The organism is Streptomyces yamdrokensis, from assembly GCF_053890455.1.
Map to the genome: position 1 here is coordinate 4,351,538 of NZ_CM132679.1, position 18,903 is coordinate 4,370,440.

The window sequence follows — 18,903 nt, forward strand, 5'->3', positions numbered from 1 at the left end:
CCACGGAACCATGGTGTTCCGTGGGCCCTGCCGTGTTCCGCGGGTCCTACCAGTCCACCGGGTCGCTGCCGTCCACGGCGAAGACCGCGCCGTCGGGGGCGGTGGCGTGGACGTGGCCGTCGGCGATCACCGGTTGTGGCAGGGTGGCGGCCACCCGGTCGGGGTGGTCGCCCATCCGGGGTGCTGTCTGCCCGGCCAACCGTCCCTCGCGCGCGTCCACCGCGAGCAGCCGGCCGTCCGGCGCCGTGAAGTAGACGTGCCGCCCGTCCGCGACCGGCGCGGACCCGCGGGCGACACCCGTCTCCAGGCTCCACCGCTGCCGCAGCGCGGCCATGTCGACGGCCACCAGCCTGCCGCCGGTCCCCGTCAGATAGGCGACGTCCCCGTGCACGGTGCCGTGCCCCTGCGCCAGCGGTACGGGCAGCGTCACCCGGCGCGTCTCCCCGCTGCCCGGTGTGTGGCGGACCAGGGCCCGCGTGTCGCCGAGGACCGGGTCCTCGGAGGCGAGGACGACCGCCTCGCCCGTGATGCCGACCGGCGTCAGCATCCCCTCCAGCCGGGCGTCCCAGCGCACCGCGCCGGACCGCGGGTCGACCGCCGTGACCCGCGTGCTGGAACCGTCGTCCGACGTGCTCGCCACGTAGGCCAGCGGATCCCCCGCGAACGTGCGGAAGTACGGGGCGTCGTGCCCCGGCACCCGCCCGGTCCACAGCACGTCGCCCGAGGCGCTGTCCATGCCGGTGACCGTTCCGTCGGCGCCGGTGAGCAGCAGCGTGTCCCCGGCCCCGGTCAGGCCGTTGTACTCGGCGGCGTCCTGCCGCCACCGGGGCTCCCCCGAGGCCGGGTCGAGTGCCTCCAGGCCGCTGCCCGGCTCCAGGGCGGGGTGCACGAGCCCGCCCGACACGACCGGCGGCCCGCTCACCGACGTCCGCGCGGTGGCGTGCCGCCACAGCAGGCGGCCGTCGTCGGGGCCGAGGGCGAACACCGACCCCGCCCGGACACACACCAGCCGGTCGGCCCCGTACGAGCACTGCGGGCTGCCCGGCCTGCCGGACGGCGCCGCCTCCCACGCCCGGAACGCGTCCGGTGTGGCCCGTGGGCCGGCGGCTCCCCGCCGGACCGAGGGCTCGTCGCCGAGCAACTGGACGGAGAAGAGCGTGCCGAACACGGCCAGGGCGAGCGCCCCGCCCCCGATCAGCGCCCGCTTGCTGAAGGGAGGCCGCGCGGAACGCCGGGCCGCCGACGGGCCGCCGTGGCGGCCGGCCCCGGCGGCGGGTGCGGCGGCGGGGCCGGTCCCGGCCGCGTCCCCGCCCTCCGCGTCGGGCACCTCCCGGCGGGCGGCCACGGCGCCCGCCGGGTCCGCTCCAGGGTCCGCTCCCGAGTCCGTCCGCTGCGCCGGTATGAAGGCCTGGGCGCTCATGAAGGCCTGGGTGTCGTACGAGGCCGAGACGGACCGCAGTTCCCGCATCAACGCGTCGGGGGAGGGCCGGTCCTCGGGTTCCTTGGCCAGGCAGCGCAGCACCAGCGGGGCGAGCCCGTCCGGCACGCCGGTCAGATCGGGCTCGTCGTGCACCACCTGGTAGGCGACGACGTACGGGCTGTCGGAGTCGAACGGCCCGCGCCCGGTGGCGGCGTGCACCAGGAGCGAACCGAGCGCGAAGATGTCGGCGGAGGGCCCCACCTCACGAGGGCTCCGGAACTGCTCGGGCGCCATGAAGGGCGGGGTGCCGATCAACTTCCCGGTCTCGGTCCGCAGTTCGCTGTCCTTTGGCCGGGATATGCCGAAATCTATGATCTTCGGCCCGTCCTCGGCGAGCAGTACGTTGCTGGGTTTGAGATCGCGGTGAACGACCCCGACCCGGTGGATGTCCCGCACTCCCTCCGCGAGTCCGGCCATCAGCCTGCGCAACTGCGGTGGGGGCATGGGCCCGTTCCGCTTCACATGCTGGGCGAGCGTCGGGCCGGGGATGAACAACGTGGCCATCCAGGGCCGCTCGGCCTCCGGGTCGGCGTCGACCACCGGCGCGGTGAAGGCGCCGCTCACCCGCCGGGCCGCCGCGACCTCCTGGCGGAAACGCCCCCTGAACTCGCGGTCCCGCGCGAACTCGGCGTGCACGACCTTCACCGCGAGCTTCAGCCCGGACGTACTCCGGGCCAGATGGACCACGCCCATTCCACCGGAGCCGAGGCAGGACTCGAGACGGTAGTGACCGGCGTACTCGGGAAGTTCCGCTTCCGCACCCGCTCCGACGTTCCGCTGTGGCGCCATGGGACCACCCCCGTGCTGTTCGTCCGCGTGCGCGCCGCACAGACCCTAGTCGATGAAACGTACGGGACCGAGGCGGCGTGCCGGCACCGGCGTTCAAACAACGTACATGTGTGCGTGGCGAGTTCTCGGGGTATCAACGGGACCCCATGACAGGCATGGGGCGCACACGCACAACGGGGGAGTTTTTCCATGGCAGTCGACCATGTCGCAGAAGCAGAGAACACCGGAGCGGCCGAGTCGGCCGCGGCGGCGGCCGTGCAGTACTACCCGGTCGCGCCGGGCTACCGGGTCAACGTCCGCAGCGGTCCGGGCACGAACCACGCCGTCGTCCGCACCCTGCCCGTGGGCGCGCAGGTGCCGATCTTCTGCCAGCGTCCGGGCACGACCGTCACCGGCCCGTACGGCACGTCGAACATCTGGTGCAACATCGACAGCGGTCAGTACGTCTCGGACGCCTACGTGAGGACCGGCAGCGACGGTTACGTGGCCCCGCGCTGCACCTGATCCCACCTGATCCCGCTCGGAGCCCGCGTGGGTACCGGAGCCATAATCGAAGCGTGAGCGCAGAGAACGGCACCCCGGACCACCCCGCGGGCTCCTCGGGGACCCCCGTCGGCCCCCGCCCCGAGCCCATCCGCTTCTTCGGGACGACCTGGGTCGACCACGGCAACGGCTACCCGGCCCGCCGCGTCGGCGTCGCCGTCGGCTCGCTCGCCGCCGCGGCCGCCGCCTGCCTCGTTCTGCGCATCGCCTACCAGGGTCTCCAGATCGCCGAGGTCGGCGGTTTCGTCACCCTCCTCATGGCCGTGATGTTCGCGGTCTGCAGCGCCCTCGCGTTCGGGCACACCTGGGAGGCGTTCAAGCGGCGTCCCGACCCGGACCGCCTGCGGTCCCTCCGCGGCCTGCTGACCATCGGCTTCGTCGGCTCCCTCCTCGCCTATTTCTTCCGCTCCCTCGCCGAGGCCCCCGGTGAGGGGCTCCACCGCGAGGAGTACGAAACGGCCCGCACCCAGTACGAGAAGCGGACGTCCCGCCGCTCCGGCAACCCCACGAAGCGCCGCCGCCCGTAACCGCGCACCGACGGGCGGGTCGCTGCCCGCGCGCCCGCGCCGAGCCGCACGTCGCCGCCCCGGCCCGCCCCCGCCGCCTGCCTCCACCGCATCCTCATCACCACGCGCCACCGCCACGCGCCCGCCGCCACCGCGCCCGCGCGTCCCTTCGGCATGTCCGTCGGCCCGCTTGACGTGTTCCGCACCCGAGAGGATTATTCATCACATGATGAATTACTTCTCCGGCCCTCCACACCCGGACACCGGCGAGGGTCCCGGTGAGCACGACCCCGCCGTCCGGGCCCAGGACCTCACCGTCGTCCGAGGCCCCCGCACCGTCCTGCGCGGCCTCGACTTCACCGTCCCCCGCGGGCAGGTCACCGGCCTCCTCGGCCCCTCCGGCTGCGGCAAGTCGACCCTGATGCGGGCCATCGTCGCCACCCAGGCCAAGGTCACCGGCACGCTGGACGTGCTCGGCCTCCCCGCGGGCCACCCCACCCTGCGCACCCGCATCGGTTACGTCACCCAGGCCCCCTCGGTCTACGACGACCTGACGGTCCGGCAGAACCTCGACTACTTCGCCTCGGTCCTCGACCCCGGCCTCCCCCACGCTCGAATTCGCTCGCGCGGGGGGACCCCCATCGCCGCCGACCGCCGCCGCGACAACGTCACCCGGGCCATCGCCGACGTCGACCTCACCACCCACGCCGACGCCCTCGCCGGCGACCTCTCCGGCGGCCAGCGCAACCGCGTCTCCCTCGCCGTCGCCCTCCTCGGCACTCCCGAGCTGCTGGTCCTCGACGAACCCACGGTCGGTCTCGACCCCGTCCTGCGCCGAGACCTCTGGCAGCTCTTCCACACCATCGCCGCCGAACGGGGCGCCAGCCTGCTGATCTCCTCCCACGTCATGGACGAGGCCGAGCGCTGCGACCGCCTCCTGCTCATGCGCGCGGGCGAGATCCTCGCCGACGACACCCCCGACGCCCTGCGCACCGGTACCGGATCCGACACCGTCGAGGCGGCCTTCCTGCACCTGGTGGACGCGGCCGTCGCAGCAAGCCGCACGAAGGAGACCTCACGATGAGCACCCCCCGTGCGACGACGCTCCCTCCGACCCCGTCCCCTGCGGCGACGAGCGCCCTGAACCTCTCGCGCACCCTTTCCACCGCCGCCCGGGTCCTGCGCCAGCTCCGCCACGACCCGCGCACGATCGCGCTGATGCTGCTCGTCCCCTGCCTGATGCTGTTCCTGCTCCGCTACGTCTTCGACGGCAGCCCGCGCACCTTCGACAACATCGGCGCCTCGCTCCTCGGGATCTTCCCGCTGATCACGATGTTCCTGGTCACCTCGATCGCCACCCTGCGCGAGCGCACCTCCGGCACCCTCGAACGCCTCCTCGCCATGCCGCTCGGCAAGGGCGACCTGATCACCGGCTACGCCCTCGCCTTCGGCGCGATCGCGATCGTCCAGTCCGCCCTGGCCACCGCGCTGGCGGTCTGGTTCCTGGGACTCGACGTCGTCGGCAGCCCGTGGCTGCTGCTGCTGGTGGCCCTGCTCGACGCGCTCCTCGGTACAGCCCTCGGCCTCTTCGTCTCGGCCTTCGCGGCCTCGGAGTTCCAGGCGGTGCAGTTCATGCCGGCTGTGATCTTCCCCCAGCTCCTGCTGTGCGGACTCTTCACCGCACGCGAGAACATGCACCCCGTCCTGGAGACCGTCTCCGACGTCCTCCCCATGTCCTACGCCGTCGACGGCATGAACGAGGTCCTCCGGCACACGGACATGACCGCCGCCTTCGTACGCGACATCCTGGTCGTCGCCGGCTGCGCCCTGCTGGTGCTCGCCCTCGGTGCGGCAACCCTCCGCCGCAGGACGGCCTGACGCGCCCCCGGGCGCCGACGTCCGCGTACCGTCCGCCCACCGGACATCACCCCGCCCCCACGCCCCCCGGGTGCGAGGATGACCAGGACGATGCACCAGGACGACGCGCACCCCGGAGGTCATCCCCCGCCATGGCTCAGAAAGTCGCAGTCCTCGGCACCGGCAAGATCGGTGAGGCCCTGCTCAGCGGAATGATCCGCGCCGGCTGGGCTCCCGCCGACCTCCTGGTCACCACCCGCCGCCAGGAGCGGGCCGACGAACTCCGCGCCCGCCACGGAGTCACCCCGGTCTCCAACCCCGAAGCCGCCAAGACCGCCGACACCCTGATCCTCACGGTCAAACCGCAGGACATGGGCACCCTCCTCGACGAGCTGGCCCCGCACACCCCCGCCGACCGCCTGGTCATCAGCGGCGCCGCCGGCATCCCCACCTCCTTCTACGAGGACCGCCTCGCCGCCGGTACCCCGGTCGTCCGCGTCATGACGAACACCCCCGCCCTGGTCGACGAGGCCATGTCGGTCATCTCCGCCGGCAGCCACGCCACCCCGGAACACCTCGCCCACACCGAGGAGATCTTCGGCGCCGTCGGCAAGACGCTCCGCGTCCCGGAGTCGCAGCAGGACGCCTGCACCGCCCTCTCCGGCTCCGGTCCGGCGTACTTCTACTACCTGGTCGAAGCCATGACGGACGCCGGCATCCTGCTCGGCCTGCCCCGCGACAAGGCCCACGACCTGATCGTCCAGTCCGCGATCGGCGCCGCGACCATGCTCCGCGACAGCGGCGAGCACCCCGTACGGCTCCGCGAGAACGTCACGTCCCCCGCCGGCACCACCATCAACGCCATCCGCGAACTCGAGAACCACGGCGTACGAGCCGCCCTCATCGCCGCCCTCGAAGCCGCCCGCGACCGCAGTCGCGAACTGGCCTCCGGCACCAAGGACTGAGACCGGGCCCCCGCCCCGACCATCCCCTGCCCGGGGCGCCCACGACCGGGCGTCCCGTCGGTCACCGCCCCCCGCTGCCCCTCACTTCGCTCCGGCGAGCACGTCCCCCGACCCCACCACACGTGCGAACCCGCCCCCGTGCAACGTCACCGCCGACGCCTGTGCCGCCTCGTCCGCGGTGCGCCGCCAGCCGAACGGCCCCTCCACGTCGAAGGTGTACGTCGCGTCGAACACGACCACCACGTCGTACCCGAGGTTCCCGCCCACTCGGGCCGTCGTCTCCACACACATGTTGGTCTGGATCCCGACCAGCACCACTTGCGAGATCCCGGCGTTCTTCAGCCAGGCGCCGAGATCCGGGGTGCCGTGGAACGCCGAGTTCACGCTCTTCGTCACCAGCAGCCCGGCGCCCGCACCTCCTTTTCCGCGCCGCTGTTCCACGTACTCCTTGAACCCGTTGCCCGGCTGCCCCGGACGCAGGGGAGACCCCGGCTCGACCGAGTCGTGCCGCACGAACACCACCGGCCGCCCCGACGCCTGCCACACGTCGAGCAGCGCGGCGATGTTCTCGTCCGCCCCCGGATGGTTCCGCTGCCCCCAAAAACCGAGGTCCTCGAAACCCCGCTGCACGTCGACGACCACCAGCGCCGCGTTCTCCGCAATGTCCATGCCCCGATCGTGCCGCCCCCGCACCCCACCTCCCAGAGGTACGGAGGCCATCGACCCACGACTTACTGCCAAGGGAGCCGACCGACCGGCAAGGACACCGCCACGGGCACGGATACCGGGACTATCTCCCGGTTCCAGTTCCGGCCCCGGCCCCGGCCCCGACATCGGACGCCGGAAGCAGGCCGATGGCCCGACAAGCGGCATCCACGGTGGGCCGTGCCATACCGCGAGCCCTCTCCGCGCCGTCCCGCAACACCCCCTCCACGTAACCGGGATCCGCGCACAGCTCCTTGTGCTTCTCCCGCAACGGCCTCAGCACCTCGACCACGGCCTCCGCGGTGTCCTTCTTCAACGCCCCGTACGACTCGTACGCACCGCCGAGCGTCTCCGGGTCCCCGCCCGAGCACGCCGCGAGAATCTCCAGCAGATTCGCCACCCCCGGCCGCGCCTCCCGGTCGTACACGACATCGGTACCGCTGTCGGTCACGGCCCGCATGACCTTCTTGCGCACCACGTCCGGCTCGTCCAGCAGATAGACGATCCCCGGTCCGACGTCGTCGCTCTTCCCCATCTTCACCAGGGGGTCCTGCAGATTCATCACCCGCGCGGCCACCGCCGGATGCGTGGCCCGGGGCACGGTGAAGGTGTGCCCGTACCGCTGGTTGAACCGCACGGCCAGATCCCGTGTGAGTTCCACGTGCGGGGCCTGGTCGTCCCCCACCGGCACCTCGTCCGTCCCGTACGCCAGGATGTCCGCCGCCATCAGCACGGGATACGTCAGCAGTGACAGCCGCACACTGCCGCCCCGCCGCCGTTCCAGCGCGGCCTTCTCCTTGTACTGGATCATCCGCCGCATCTCGCCGTCGGTCGCCGCACACTCCAGCACGTACGACAGACGGGTGTGCTCGTCGACGTGGCTCTGCACGAACACGGTGCACAGCTCCGGATCCACCCCGGTGGCCAGCAGCAGCGTCGCCGCCTGCCGGCTCAGTCTGCGTACCCGTGCCGGATCGTGGTCCACGGTCAGCGCGTGCAGGTCGACGACACAGAACAACGCGTCCGCCCGGTGCTGGTCGACCTCGGCCCACCGCCGCATGGCCCCCAGGTAGTTCCCCAGCGTCAGATGCCCGGTCGGTTTGATCCCACTGAAGACCCGTGTCATCGCTTCCTGTCTCCGTCTCCCGGTCGTGGCCGTCGCCCCGGCCGGCCGCTCCCGGAGTCCCGAGGGCCGAAGCCCCGGAGGGAGAAACGAAAACGGCCACCGAAGCGGCGGCCGTTGAGCGCATACGTACGACGGCCGCTGTCAGGCGGCCCACCAGAACTGGCTGTACGTACGCGTCGTCGTCATGCGGGCCAGGCTACGCCCTGAAGAGGGGGGCCGGGCAAGGATCACGGCAGCGAGTTGACACGCCCTGCCGTGATCCGTACTGTTCTCCGAGTTGTCCGACGTGAGCACCGACTCCGGTCGGCCCCGGACAGCCATTCCGCAAGTACCGCACCTGATCGACGACAGTCCTCTGTCTGCTGTCATGTCATTGGTGTGCGTATTCGTGAAATGAGGAATCCGCGCTTGAAAGGGCGCAGGCCCCCGATTAGCTCGGGAGCCGGGAATCCGCTAGAGTCTCACCTCGTCGGAACGGCCCGAGGGCCGGAAAGACGAACCCCGCTGACTGGGGGTCAGGTCGAAGAAAAAAGATCTGATAGAGTCGGAGCCGCCGGAAAGGGAAACGCGGAAGCGGGAACCCGGAAGGCGAAACCCCGAGGAAATCGGATCGGAAAGATCTGGTAGAGTCGGGGACACGAAATACCGAAGGGAAGCGCCCGGAGGAAAGCCCGAGAGGGTGAGTACAAAGGAAGCGTCCGTTCCTTGAGAACTCAACAGCGTGCCAAAAATCAACGCCAGATATGTTGATACCCCGTCTCCGGCCGTTCGGCCGGGACGAGGTTCCTTTGAAGAAAAACACAGCGAGGACGCTGTGAACGGCCGGGCCTATTCCGCCCGACCGTTCCGCTCTCGTGATGTGTCGACCCGCAGTCCTTAACCGGACGCAGCCGGGAAAGCATTCACGGAGAGTTTGATCCTGGCTCAGGACGAACGCTGGCGGCGTGCTTAACACATGCAAGTCGAACGATGAACCACTTCGGTGGGGATTAGTGGCGAACGGGTGAGTAACACGTGGGCAATCTGCCCTTCACTCTGGGACAAGCCCTGGAAACGGGGTCTAATACCGGATAACACTTCCACTCGCATGGGTGGGGGTTAAAAGCTCCGGCGGTGAGGGATGAGCCCGCGGCCTATCAGCTTGTTGGTGAGGTAATGGCTCACCAAGGCGACGACGGGTAGCCGGCCTGAGAGGGCGACCGGCCACACTGGGACTGAGACACGGCCCAGACTCCTACGGGAGGCAGCAGTGGGGAATATTGCACAATGGGCGAAAGCCTGATGCAGCGACGCCGCGTGAGGGATGACGGCCTTCGGGTTGTAAACCTCTTTCAGCAGGGAAGAAGCGAAAGTGACGGTACCTGCAGAAGAAGCGCCGGCTAACTACGTGCCAGCAGCCGCGGTAATACGTAGGGCGCGAGCGTTGTCCGGAATTATTGGGCGTAAAGAGCTCGTAGGCGGCTTGTCGCGTCGATTGTGAAAGCCCGGGGCTTAACCCCGGGTCTGCAGTCGATACGGGCAGGCTAGAGTGTGGTAGGGGAGATCGGAATTCCTGGTGTAGCGGTGAAATGCGCAGATATCAGGAGGAACACCGGTGGCGAAGGCGGATCTCTGGGCCATTACTGACGCTGAGGAGCGAAAGCGTGGGGAGCGAACAGGATTAGATACCCTGGTAGTCCACGCCGTAAACGGTGGGAACTAGGTGTTGGCGACATTCCACGTCGTCGGTGCCGCAGCTAACGCATTAAGTTCCCCGCCTGGGGAGTACGGCCGCAAGGCTAAAACTCAAAGGAATTGACGGGGGCCCGCACAAGCAGCGGAGCATGTGGCTTAATTCGACGCAACGCGAAGAACCTTACCAAGGCTTGACATACACCGGAAAGCATTAGAGATAGTGCCCCCCTTGTGGTCGGTGTACAGGTGGTGCATGGCTGTCGTCAGCTCGTGTCGTGAGATGTTGGGTTAAGTCCCGCAACGAGCGCAACCCTTGTCCCGTGTTGCCAGCAAGCCCCTTCGGGGGTGTTGGGGACTCACGGGAGACCGCCGGGGTCAACTCGGAGGAAGGTGGGGACGACGTCAAGTCATCATGCCCCTTATGTCTTGGGCTGCACACGTGCTACAATGGCCGGTACAATGAGCTGCGATACCGTGAGGTGGAGCGAATCTCAAAAAGCCGGTCTCAGTTCGGATTGGGGTCTGCAACTCGACCCCATGAAGTCGGAGTTGCTAGTAATCGCAGATCAGCATTGCTGCGGTGAATACGTTCCCGGGCCTTGTACACACCGCCCGTCACGTCACGAAAGTCGGTAACACCCGAAGCCGGTGGCCCAACCCCCTTGTGGGGAGGGAGCTGTCGAAGGTGGGACTGGCGATTGGGACGAAGTCGTAACAAGGTAGCCGTACCGGAAGGTGCGGCTGGATCACCTCCTTTCTAAGGAGCACTTCTAGGCTGCCAGGCTTGCCTGGTGGTCCAGGGGCCAGTACATCGGCGCATGTCCGATGCTGGTTGCTCATGGGTGGAACGTTGATTATTCGGCACTCTTGATCGTCTTCTTCTTCCAGTACTGCCCGCACGGGTGTGGAACGTCGAGGAAGGCGGCGGGGAGTGCCGGGCACGCTGTTGGGTGTCTGAGGGAATGAACCCCCTCCGATGCCGACCCCAGTGAACTCCGGTTGTTGCCGGGGGTGATGGGTGGTTGGTCGTTGTTTGAGAACTGCACAGTGGACGCGAGCATCTGTGGCCAAGTTTTTAAGGGCGCACGGTGGATGCCTTGGCACCAGGAACCGATGAAGGACGTGGGAGGCCACGATAGGCCCCGGGGAGTCGTCAACCAGGCTTTGATCCGGGGGTGTCCGAATGGGGAAACCCGGCAGTCGTCATGGGCTGTCACCCATACCTGAACACATAGGGTATGTGGAGGGAACGCGGGGAAGTGAAACATCTCAGTACCCGCAGGAAGAGAAAACAACCGTGATTCCGGGAGTAGTGGCGAGCGAAACCGGATGAGGCCAAACCGTATGTGTGTGAGACCCGGCAGGGGTTGCGCATGCGGGGTTGTGGGATCTCTCTTTCACGGTCTGCCGGCCGTGGGACGAGTCAGAAACCGTTGATGTAGGCGAAGGACATGCGAAAGGTCCGGCGTAGAGGGTAAGACCCCCGTAGTCGAAACATCAGCGGCTCGTTTGAGAGACACCCAAGTAGCACGGGGCCCGAGAAATCCCGTGTGAATCTGGCGGGACCACCCGCTAAGCCTAAATATTCCCTGGTGACCGATAGCGGATAGTACCGTGAGGGAATGGTGAAAAGTACCGCGGGAGCGGAGTGAAATAGTACCTGAAACCGTGTGCCTACAAGCCGTGGGAGCGTCGCGCAAGGACTTGTCCTTGCGTCGTGACTGCGTGCCTTTTGAAGAATGAGCCTGCGAGTTTGCGGTGTGTTGCGAGGTTAACCCGAGTGGGGAAGCCGTAGCGAAAGCGAGTCCGAACAGGGCGTTTCAGTAGCATGCTCAAGACCCGAAGCGGAGTGATCTAGCCATGGGCAGGTTGAAGCGGAGGTAAGACTTCGTGGAGGACCGAACCCACCAGGGTTGAAAACCTGGGGGATGACCTGTGGTTAGGGGTGAAAGGCCAATCAAACTCCGTGATAGCTGGTTCTCCCCGAAATGCATTTAGGTGCAGCGTCGTGTGTTTCTTGCCGGAGGTAGAGCACTGGATAGGCGATGGGCCCTACCGGGTTACTGACCTTAGCCAAACTCCGAATGCCGGTAAGTGAGAGCGCGGCAGTGAGACTGTGGGGGATAAGCTCCATGGTCGAGAGGGAAACAGCCCAGAGCATCGACTAAGGCCCCCAAGCGTACGCTAAGTGGGAAAGGATGTGGAGTCGCACAGACAACCAGGAGGTTGGCTTAGAAGCAGCCACCCTTGAAAGAGTGCGTAATAGCTCACTGGTCTAGTGATTCCGCGCCGACAATGTAGCGGGGCTCAAGCGTACCGCCGAAGTCGTGTCATTGCGATATGTACCCCCAACGGGGATCGTGATGGGTAGGGGAGCGTCGTGTGCCGGGTGAAGCAGCCGCGGAAGCGAGTTGTGGACGGTTCACGAGTGAGAATGCAGGCATGAGTAGCGATACACACGTGAGAAACGTGTGCGCCGATTGACTAAGGGTTCCTGGGTCAAGCTGATCTGCCCAGGGTAAGTCGGGACCTAAGGCGAGGCCGACAGGCGTAGTCGATGGATAACCGGTTGATATTCCGGTACCCGCTGTGAAGCGTCAAACATCGAGCATCGTGATGCTAAGGCCGTGAAGCCGTTCCGGACCCTTCGGGGAATGGAAAGTGGTGGAGCCGCCGGCCCAAGCGGTTAGTAGGTGAGTGATGGGGTGACGCAGGAAGGTAGTCCAGCCCGGGCGGTGGTTGTCCCGGGGTAAGGGTGTAGCCCGTCATCCAGGTAAATCCGGATGGCATGTGGGTGAGACCTGATGCCGAGCCGATTGTGGTGAAGTGGATGATCCTATGCTGTCGAGAAAAGCCTCTAGCGAGTTTCATGGCGGCCCGTACCCTAAACCGACTCAGGTGGTCAGGTAGAGAATACCGAGGCGTTCGGGTGAACTATGGTTAAGGAACTCGGCAAAATGCCCCCGTAACTTCGGGAGAAGGGGGGCCATGTCCGGTGATGGGGTTTTCCCTCTGAGCTGGGTGTGGCCGCAGAGACCAGCGAGAAGCGACTGTTTACTAAAAACACAGGTCCGTGCGAAGCCGTAAGGCGATGTATACGGACTGACGCCTGCCCGGTGCTGGAACGTTAAGGGGACCGGTTAGTCACTCTTCGGGGTGGCGAAGCTGAGAACTTAAGCGCCAGTAAACGGCGGTGGTAACTATAACCATCCTAAGGTAGCGAAATTCCTTGTCGGGTAAGTTCCGACCTGCACGAATGGCGTAACGACTTCTCGACTGTCTCAACCATAGGCCCGGTGAAATTGCACTACGAGTAAAGATGCTCGTTTCGCGCAGCAGGACGGAAAGACCCCGGGACCTTTACTACAGTTTGATATTGGTGTTCGGTTCGGCTTGTGTAGGATAGCTGGGAGACTTTGAAGCTGCCACGCCAGTGGTGGTGGAGTCGTCGTTGAAATACCAGTCTGGTCGTGCTGGATGTCTAACCTGGGTCCGTGATCCGGATCAGGGACAGTGTCTGATGGGTAGTTTAACTGGGGCGGTTGCCTCCTAAAGAGTAACGGAGGCGCCCAAAGGTTCCCTCAGCCTGGTTGGTAATCAGGTGTTGAGTGTAAGTGCACAAGGGAGCTTGACTGTGAGACCGACGGGTCGAGCAGGGACGAAAGTCGGGACTAGTGATCCGGCGGTGGCTTGTGGAAGCGCCGTCGCTCAACGGATAAAAGGTACCCCGGGGATAACAGGCTGATCTTCCCCAAGAGTCCATATCGACGGGATGGTTTGGCACCTCGATGTCGGCTCGTCGCATCCTGGGGCTGGAGTCGGTCCCAAGGGTTGGGCTGTTCGCCCATTAAAGCGGTACGCGAGCTGGGTTTAGAACGTCGTGAGACAGTTCGGTCCCTATCCGCTGTGCGCGTAGGAGTCTTGAGAAGGGCTGTCCCTAGTACGAGAGGACCGGGACGGACGAACCTCTGGTGTGCCAGTTGTCCTGCCAAGGGCATGGCTGGTTGGCTACGTTCGGGAGGGATAACCGCTGAAAGCATCTAAGCGGGAAGCCTGCTTCGAGATGAGGACTCCCACCTCTATAAGAGGGTAAGGCTCCCAGTAGACGACTGGGTTGATAGGCCGGATATGGAAGCACGGCAACGTGTGGAGTTGACCGGTACTAATAGGCCGAGGGCTTGTCCTCAGTTGCTCGCGTCCACTGTGTTGGTTCTGAAACCACGAACAACCCCGCACCCGTCCCCGGACGGTGTGTGGTGCGGTTGGATTGATTGTTTCATAGTGTTTCGGTGGTCATAGCGTAGGGGAAACGCCCGGTTACATTCCGAACCCGGAAGCTAAGCCTTACCGCGCCGATGGTACTGCAGGGGGGACCCTGTGGGAGAGTAGGACGCCGCCGAACAATTTTTGTGAAGGGAAAGCCCCGTGCCATTCGGCACGGGGCTTTCTGCGTTTAAGGTCGAAGCCATGGACTATGACCTGGTTATTTTCGACAACGACGGTGTCCTCGTCGACAGTGAGCCCATTTCCAACCGGCTTCTGGCCGGCTACCTCACCGAGCTCGGGTATCCGACGTCGTACGAGGAGTCCATCCGTGACTACATGGGGTCCGCCATGCATCGGGTGCACGACCTGGTGGAGGAGCGGACCGGGCAGCGGTTGCCTGACGACTTCGACGATGTGTTCCATGGCCGTGTCTTCGCCGCGTTCGAGCGGGAGCTGAAGCCGGTGGCCGGTGCTGTCGAAGTGCTGGAGACGCTGACGGCCGACAGGGTGCCGTACTGCGTGGCCTCGTCCGGGAGCCATGAGCGGATCCGGGTGGGTCACCGTACGACCGGGCTCGACCGGTGGTTCGAGGACGAGCGGATCTTCAGCTCCCAGGATGTGGGGCGGGGCAAGCCGGCGCCGGACCTGTTCCTGTACGCGGCGGAACGGATGGGGGTCGCACCGGAGCGGTGTGTCGTGGTCGAGGACAGTCCACTGGGCGTCCAGGCGGCGGTCGCGGCCGGGATGGACGTGTACGGGTTCACCTCGATGACGCCGGCCGAGAAGCTGGCGGGCGCCACACAACTCTTCTCGCATCCGGCGGAGTTGCCTGGGCTCCTGAGGAAGAACTGAGCACGATTCACCTTTGGCCGGATCTACCCACCAGTACGCCGGGGCCCTACGCTCGCCGCCATGACTGATGTGCTGCGGCGCGGCAGGGCCTCGTTGGCGTTCGCCTTCCTGGTGCAGGGAGTCGCCTTCGCTCTGCTCGTGACGCGGATCCCGGCCATCCAGGACCGGTACGGGGTTTCCGACGCGCTGCTGCCCGCCTTCCTCGCCGCGGTGCCCGTGCTCGCCGGTATCGGAAGTGTGGTGACGGAGCGCCTGGTGAAGGGGGTGCCGCCGAGCCGGGTCCTGCGGTGGTCGCAGCCGGTCGTGCTGCTGGCGCTGCTCGGGGTCGGGGCGGGGGAGCACATGGCCGGGCTGGCCGTGGCGCTGGCCGTGTTCGGGCTGGCCGTGGGGGCGTTGGACGCCTCGATGAACATGCTCGGGGTGAGCCTCCAACGGGCTTATGGGCGCAGCATCATGCTGAGTTTCCACGCCGCCTACAGTCTGGGCGGCATCGCCGGGGCGTCGCTCGCGTGGGTGGGGGCGCACTGGCAGCTGGCGCTGTGGGTGTCGTATCTGCCGGTCGTGCTGGTGCTGATGCCGGCGGCGCTGATCGGGAGCCGGCGGTACGTGGACCAGGAGCAGCACGAGGGCGGGGGCGAGGGTGCCGGGCCGACCGAGGAGAGCGGGTCCGGGTCCGGGACGGTCGCCTTCAAGCTGTTGCTGCCGCTGTGTCTGGTGATGACGGTGGCGTACATCGGGGACTCGACGGTCTCGAACTGGAGCGCGAAGTACCTCCAGGACGTGCTGGGGAGCTCGGAACAGACGGCGACCGTTCCGTACAACGTCTACATGGTCACCACGCTGCTGGGACGGACGATCGGGGACTTCGGGGTGCGGCGCTTCGGCGCCGTGGCGGTGGTGCGGGCCGGGGCGCTGGTGGCGGCGGCGGGGTTCGCCGTGGTCGCCGGGGCGCCCGGTCAGTGGGTGGGGATGCTGGGGTTCACGCTGCTGGGGCTGGGGCTCTGTGTGCTGGTGCCGCAGACCTTCGCGGCTGCGGGGCGGTTGTTCCCCGGGGCGTCGGACGCGGCCGTCGCACGGCTCAACGTCTTCAACTACGTGGGGTTCCTGATCGGTTCCCCGCTGGTCGGGGTGCTCGGGGACGTCTGGAGCTACCGAGGGGCGATGCTCGTGCCGATGGTCCTGGTGCTGGTGACACTCGTGTACGCCAGGTCGTTCACTTCTGAACCGGACCGATACGGTGGCGGGCATGAGCGGCCGCACACAGCTGATGTGGGACGAGGAAGTAACGGGTTATGACTTCGGCCGGGACCATCCGATGGACCCGGTCCGGCTCGTGCTGACCCGGAGTCTGGTGGCAGCCCTGGGGCTGGACCGTGAGGTGGCGGTGGTCGCGGCGAAGACGGCCGGTGGGTCGACGCTGCGGCTGGTGCACCGCGAGGACTACATCGGCGCGGTGCGGGCGGCGTCGGCGGACCCGGCGTCCGCGGACCAGTCGTACGGGCTGGGAACGACGGACGATCCCGCCTTCGCGGGGATGCACGAGGCGTCGGCGCTGATCGCGGGGCAGTCGGTGGGCGCGGCCGAGGCGGTGTGGCGGGGAGAGGCGCTGCACGCGGTGAACTTCGCGGGCGGGCTGCACCACGCGATGCCGGGAGCGGCCTCGGGGTTCTGTGTGTACAACGATGCGGCGCTGGCCGTCGCCCGGCTGCTGGAGCTGGGCGTCGAACGCGTCGCGTACATCGACGTCGACGTGCATCACGGGGACGGGGTGCAGGCGGCGTTCTGGGAGGACCCGCGGGTCCTCACGGTGTCGCTGCACGAGCATCCCCGGACGCTGTTCCCGCAGACCGGGTGGCCGGAGGAGACCGGGGCGGACAGCGCGCAGGGCAGCGCGGTCAACGTCGCCCTGCCGGCCGGGACCGGGGACGAGGGCTGGCTCCGGGCGTTCCACGCCGTGGTGCCGGAGCTGCTGGCGGACTTCCGGCCGCAGGTACTGGTGACGCAGCACGGGGCGGACACGCACTTCGAGGACCCGCTGGCACATCTGGCGGTGTCGCTGGACGCGCAGCGCGCGGTACAGGTGGCGTGCCACGAGCTGGCGCACGAACACGCCGACGGGCGCTGGGTGGCGCTGGGCGGCGGCGGTTACGCGGTGGTGGAGGTCGTCCCGCGGTCCTGGACGCATCTGGTGGGGATCGCGGCAGGCAAGCCGGTGGATCCTGCGACGATGATCCCCGAGAGCTGGCGGCAGGAGGTGTACGCCCGGACCCGGCAGCTGGGACCGGTGCGGATGACCGATGGCCGGTGGCCCGTGTCCTGGGCCTCCTGGGAGGACGGCTACGACCCGGCGGACCGTCTCGACCAGGCGGTACTGGCGACCCGGCGCGCGGTCTTCCCGCTGCGTGGGCTGCTGCCCTAGCCCGGCCGCGCCGTACGGGGCGCGGGCCCGCGCTGTCCCTGTCCCCGCCCCTGCGTGGTGACGTCGTTCCTGTGCGGTTACGCCGACCGTGCGGTGTTTTCCGGGTTCCCGGGGCGGCCCGGGGCCCGATCGCGCACCATCGCTGCCGTGCCGACCACGACCGACCCACCCGCCCCTTCGCCCGCCGTACCTGCCGCCGGCCCGCCTGTCGCTCCGCCCGCCGTGCCGGGCGTCGCCGGGCTTCGTGCGCATCTGCTGGCCGCCCGGTTGTCCGGGACCGTGGCCACCACGCGGGAGGAGAGTCTGCGGAGCTACCGGCTCTTCGCCGCCCGGGATCCGCGCGCGCTGATCGGACTCGACCCGGGAGGGGTGTGGGGGCAGCGGGAACTGATCGAGCTGATGGCGGCCAGGTGTGGGGTTTCGGCCGATCCTCGTCACGTTTCCGGGCATGATGTGATCGACCCGGAGCGGACCCTGGCTGCCCTGGACGTCTATGCGGAACGGATCGCGGCTGTCGCCCGGAGCGGTGCGCCCGTGCTGCTCGGCACCGGTCACCCGCACCGGCTGCTCGGCTTCTACGCCGTTCTGGCAGACGCTCTGTCGGCGGCGGGATGTGATGTCCTCACCCCGGCGCAGGGTCGCTGTGTCGACATAACGACCCGGTTCGGTCTACGCACGCACCACCTCGACTACGTGCGAGGAGTCGCGCTGGTCCGGGATGCGCCTCCCGGGCGCCCCGGTGGTGAGCCCGGCGCACATACGCACTCCCCGCTCCCGGTTCGGACCGCGCTCGCCGCGGCCGCCGAGGCCGGCGGGCCGCTTCCCGGGCTGGTGATCGGAGACCACGGCTGGGCCTGCGGGGCAGGTCAGCTGGGGTTCGAGGCCATCGCGCTGGCGGATGTGAACGACCCCGCCCCGTTCGTGGGAGAGGCCGAGGGGTGCCTCTCGGCGGTCGTTCCACTTGATGACGGCGTGCGGTCCGCTTACTACCTGCCGCCGGCCCGCTACGTACTCAATCGGGCGTGTCTGTCACGGTAGGCCGCCGATGGGTGCACCTCTTCCCCATTCGCATCACCCGCCCCTACATTGGGGAGTGAGCACGCAACGACGAAGAGTCACCGGAAGGGGAAGCCGGTGGCCGTCGAGTGCGGAAGGTTCAGGTGTGTCATGGCTGCAGCTGGCGAGAGGCCTCTGAACGAGGTTCGGTTCCTTACCGTGGCGGAAGTCGCCTCGGTGATGCGAGTGTCGAAGATGACCGTGTACCGCCTGGTGCACAGTGGTCATCTGCCCGCGATCCGGGTGGGGCGGTCCTTCCGCGTCCCGGAGCAAGCGGTTCACGAGTACCTCCGCGAGAGCTATGTGGGGGTGGAAACCGCCTGACGGCGAGCCGGGGAGACCCGCAACAAGGGCACTCACGGGTCCCCCCGGTCACCTCGATTACGACCTCAGCGCTCGGGCGGGTAGGCTAGCCCCTCGTAGGTCGTGTGGGCCCATGGCGCCCAAACACCGAGTGATGAGAAGTGAGCGAGGGTAGTCGTGGGCTCTGTTATCAAGAAGCGGCGCAAGCGGATGGCCAAGAAGAAGCACCGCAAGCTGCTCAAGCGCACGCGCGTTCAGCGTCGCAACAAGAAGTAAGCGACGACGCGGAAGCGTGTTCAGTGGCCCCCCACCGCATCGGTGGGGGGCCACTGTCATCACATGGGCCGGGCGCGTGGCGCAGG

The 18,903-nt window shown here is 67.4% G+C and carries 14 protein-coding genes and 3 rRNA genes; 14 read left to right on the top strand and 3 right to left on the bottom strand.

Annotated elements, in window-relative coordinates:
• Positions 1-46: 46 nt before the first annotated feature.
• Complete coding sequence (locus ACWZEH_RS19360; protein ID WP_456192424.1) at positions 47-2,269, bottom strand: serine/threonine-protein kinase; 2,223 nt, start codon at positions 2,267-2,269, stop codon at positions 47-49.
• Between the two features lie 189 nt (positions 2,270-2,458).
• On the opposite strand from ACWZEH_RS19360, the gene ACWZEH_RS19365 reads away from it, so the two are divergent.
• From ACWZEH_RS19365 to proC, 5 genes are all read left to right on the top strand, one after another.
• A complete protein-coding gene (locus ACWZEH_RS19365) occupies positions 2,459-2,773 on the top strand; it encodes an SH3 domain-containing protein (protein ID WP_456192425.1) in 315 nt (104 codons plus the stop codon).
• 53 nt (positions 2,774-2,826) lie between these two features.
• Positions 2,827-3,339: an EamA/RhaT family transporter gene (locus tag ACWZEH_RS19370; RefSeq protein WP_456192426.1), complete on the top strand. Its 513-nt coding sequence runs from the start codon at positions 2,827-2,829 to the stop codon at positions 3,337-3,339.
• Between the two features lie 205 nt (positions 3,340-3,544).
• Positions 3,545-4,402: an ABC transporter ATP-binding protein gene (locus tag ACWZEH_RS19375; RefSeq protein WP_456192427.1), complete on the top strand. Its 858-nt coding sequence runs from the start codon at positions 3,545-3,547 to the stop codon at positions 4,400-4,402.
• A complete protein-coding gene (locus ACWZEH_RS19380; protein ID WP_456192428.1) occupies positions 4,399-5,196 on the top strand; it encodes an ABC transporter permease in 798 nt (265 codons plus the stop codon). Before ACWZEH_RS19375 ends, ACWZEH_RS19380 begins: the two co-directional genes overlap by 4 nt.
• Positions 5,197-5,327: 131 nt before the next feature.
• The gene (gene proC, locus ACWZEH_RS19385) at positions 5,328-6,140 is read left to right on the top strand and encodes a pyrroline-5-carboxylate reductase (RefSeq protein WP_456192429.1); all 813 of its coding nucleotides are present in this window, start codon (positions 5,328-5,330) and stop codon (positions 6,138-6,140) included.
• 81 nt (positions 6,141-6,221) lie between these two features.
• Here proC and ACWZEH_RS19390 read toward each other — a convergent pair whose 3' ends face one another.
• On the bottom strand, positions 6,222-6,809 hold the full coding sequence (locus tag ACWZEH_RS19390; protein WP_456192430.1) for a cysteine hydrolase family protein: 588 nt from the start codon (positions 6,807-6,809) through the stop codon (positions 6,222-6,224).
• A gap of 121 nt (positions 6,810-6,930) precedes the next feature.
• The gene (gene trpS, locus ACWZEH_RS19395; RefSeq protein WP_456192431.1) at positions 6,931-7,971 is read right to left on the bottom strand and encodes a tryptophan--tRNA ligase; all 1,041 of its coding nucleotides are present in this window, start codon (positions 7,969-7,971) and stop codon (positions 6,931-6,933) included.
• Between the two features lie 901 nt (positions 7,972-8,872).
• On the opposite strand from trpS, the gene ACWZEH_RS19400 reads away from it, so the two are divergent.
• The 9 genes from ACWZEH_RS19400 (at position 8,873) to ACWZEH_RS19440 (ending at position 18,817) form a co-directional block, all read left to right on the top strand.
• Positions 8,873-10,402 (top strand): 16S ribosomal RNA (locus ACWZEH_RS19400).
• A 308-nt stretch (positions 10,403-10,710) separates the two neighbouring features.
• Positions 10,711-13,831: ribosomal RNA gene (locus tag ACWZEH_RS19405) — 23S ribosomal RNA — on the top strand.
• A 99-nt stretch (positions 13,832-13,930) separates the two neighbouring features.
• Positions 13,931-14,047 (top strand): 5S ribosomal RNA (gene rrf / locus ACWZEH_RS19410).
• The 16S, 23S and 5S rRNA genes sit together here, the layout of an rRNA operon.
• 65 nt (positions 14,048-14,112) lie before the next feature.
• Positions 14,113-14,763, top strand: coding sequence for an HAD family hydrolase (locus tag ACWZEH_RS19415; protein ID WP_456192432.1), 651 nt, complete (start codon positions 14,113-14,115; stop codon positions 14,761-14,763).
• Between the two features lie 60 nt (positions 14,764-14,823).
• Positions 14,824-16,059, top strand: coding sequence for an MFS transporter (locus ACWZEH_RS19420; protein WP_456192433.1), 1,236 nt, complete (start codon positions 14,824-14,826; stop codon positions 16,057-16,059).
• Positions 16,010-17,182 (top strand): acetoin utilization protein AcuC, encoded by a 1,173-nt coding sequence (locus ACWZEH_RS19425; protein ID WP_456192434.1) that lies wholly within the window; start codon positions 16,010-16,012, stop codon positions 17,180-17,182. Before ACWZEH_RS19420 ends, ACWZEH_RS19425 begins: the two co-directional genes overlap by 50 nt.
• 222 nt (positions 17,183-17,404) lie before the next feature.
• Positions 17,405-18,220 (top strand): phosphatase, encoded by an 816-nt coding sequence (locus ACWZEH_RS19430; RefSeq protein WP_456199698.1) that lies wholly within the window; start codon positions 17,405-17,407, stop codon positions 18,218-18,220.
• Positions 18,221-18,349: 129 nt separating this feature from the next.
• Complete coding sequence (locus tag ACWZEH_RS19435; RefSeq protein WP_062193679.1) at positions 18,350-18,562, top strand: helix-turn-helix domain-containing protein; 213 nt, start codon at positions 18,350-18,352, stop codon at positions 18,560-18,562.
• A gap of 156 nt (positions 18,563-18,718) precedes the next feature.
• Positions 18,719-18,817 (top strand): 30S ribosomal protein bS22, encoded by a 99-nt coding sequence (locus tag ACWZEH_RS19440; protein ID WP_003948845.1) that lies wholly within the window; start codon positions 18,719-18,721, stop codon positions 18,815-18,817.
• Positions 18,818-18,903 lie beyond the last annotated feature (86 nt).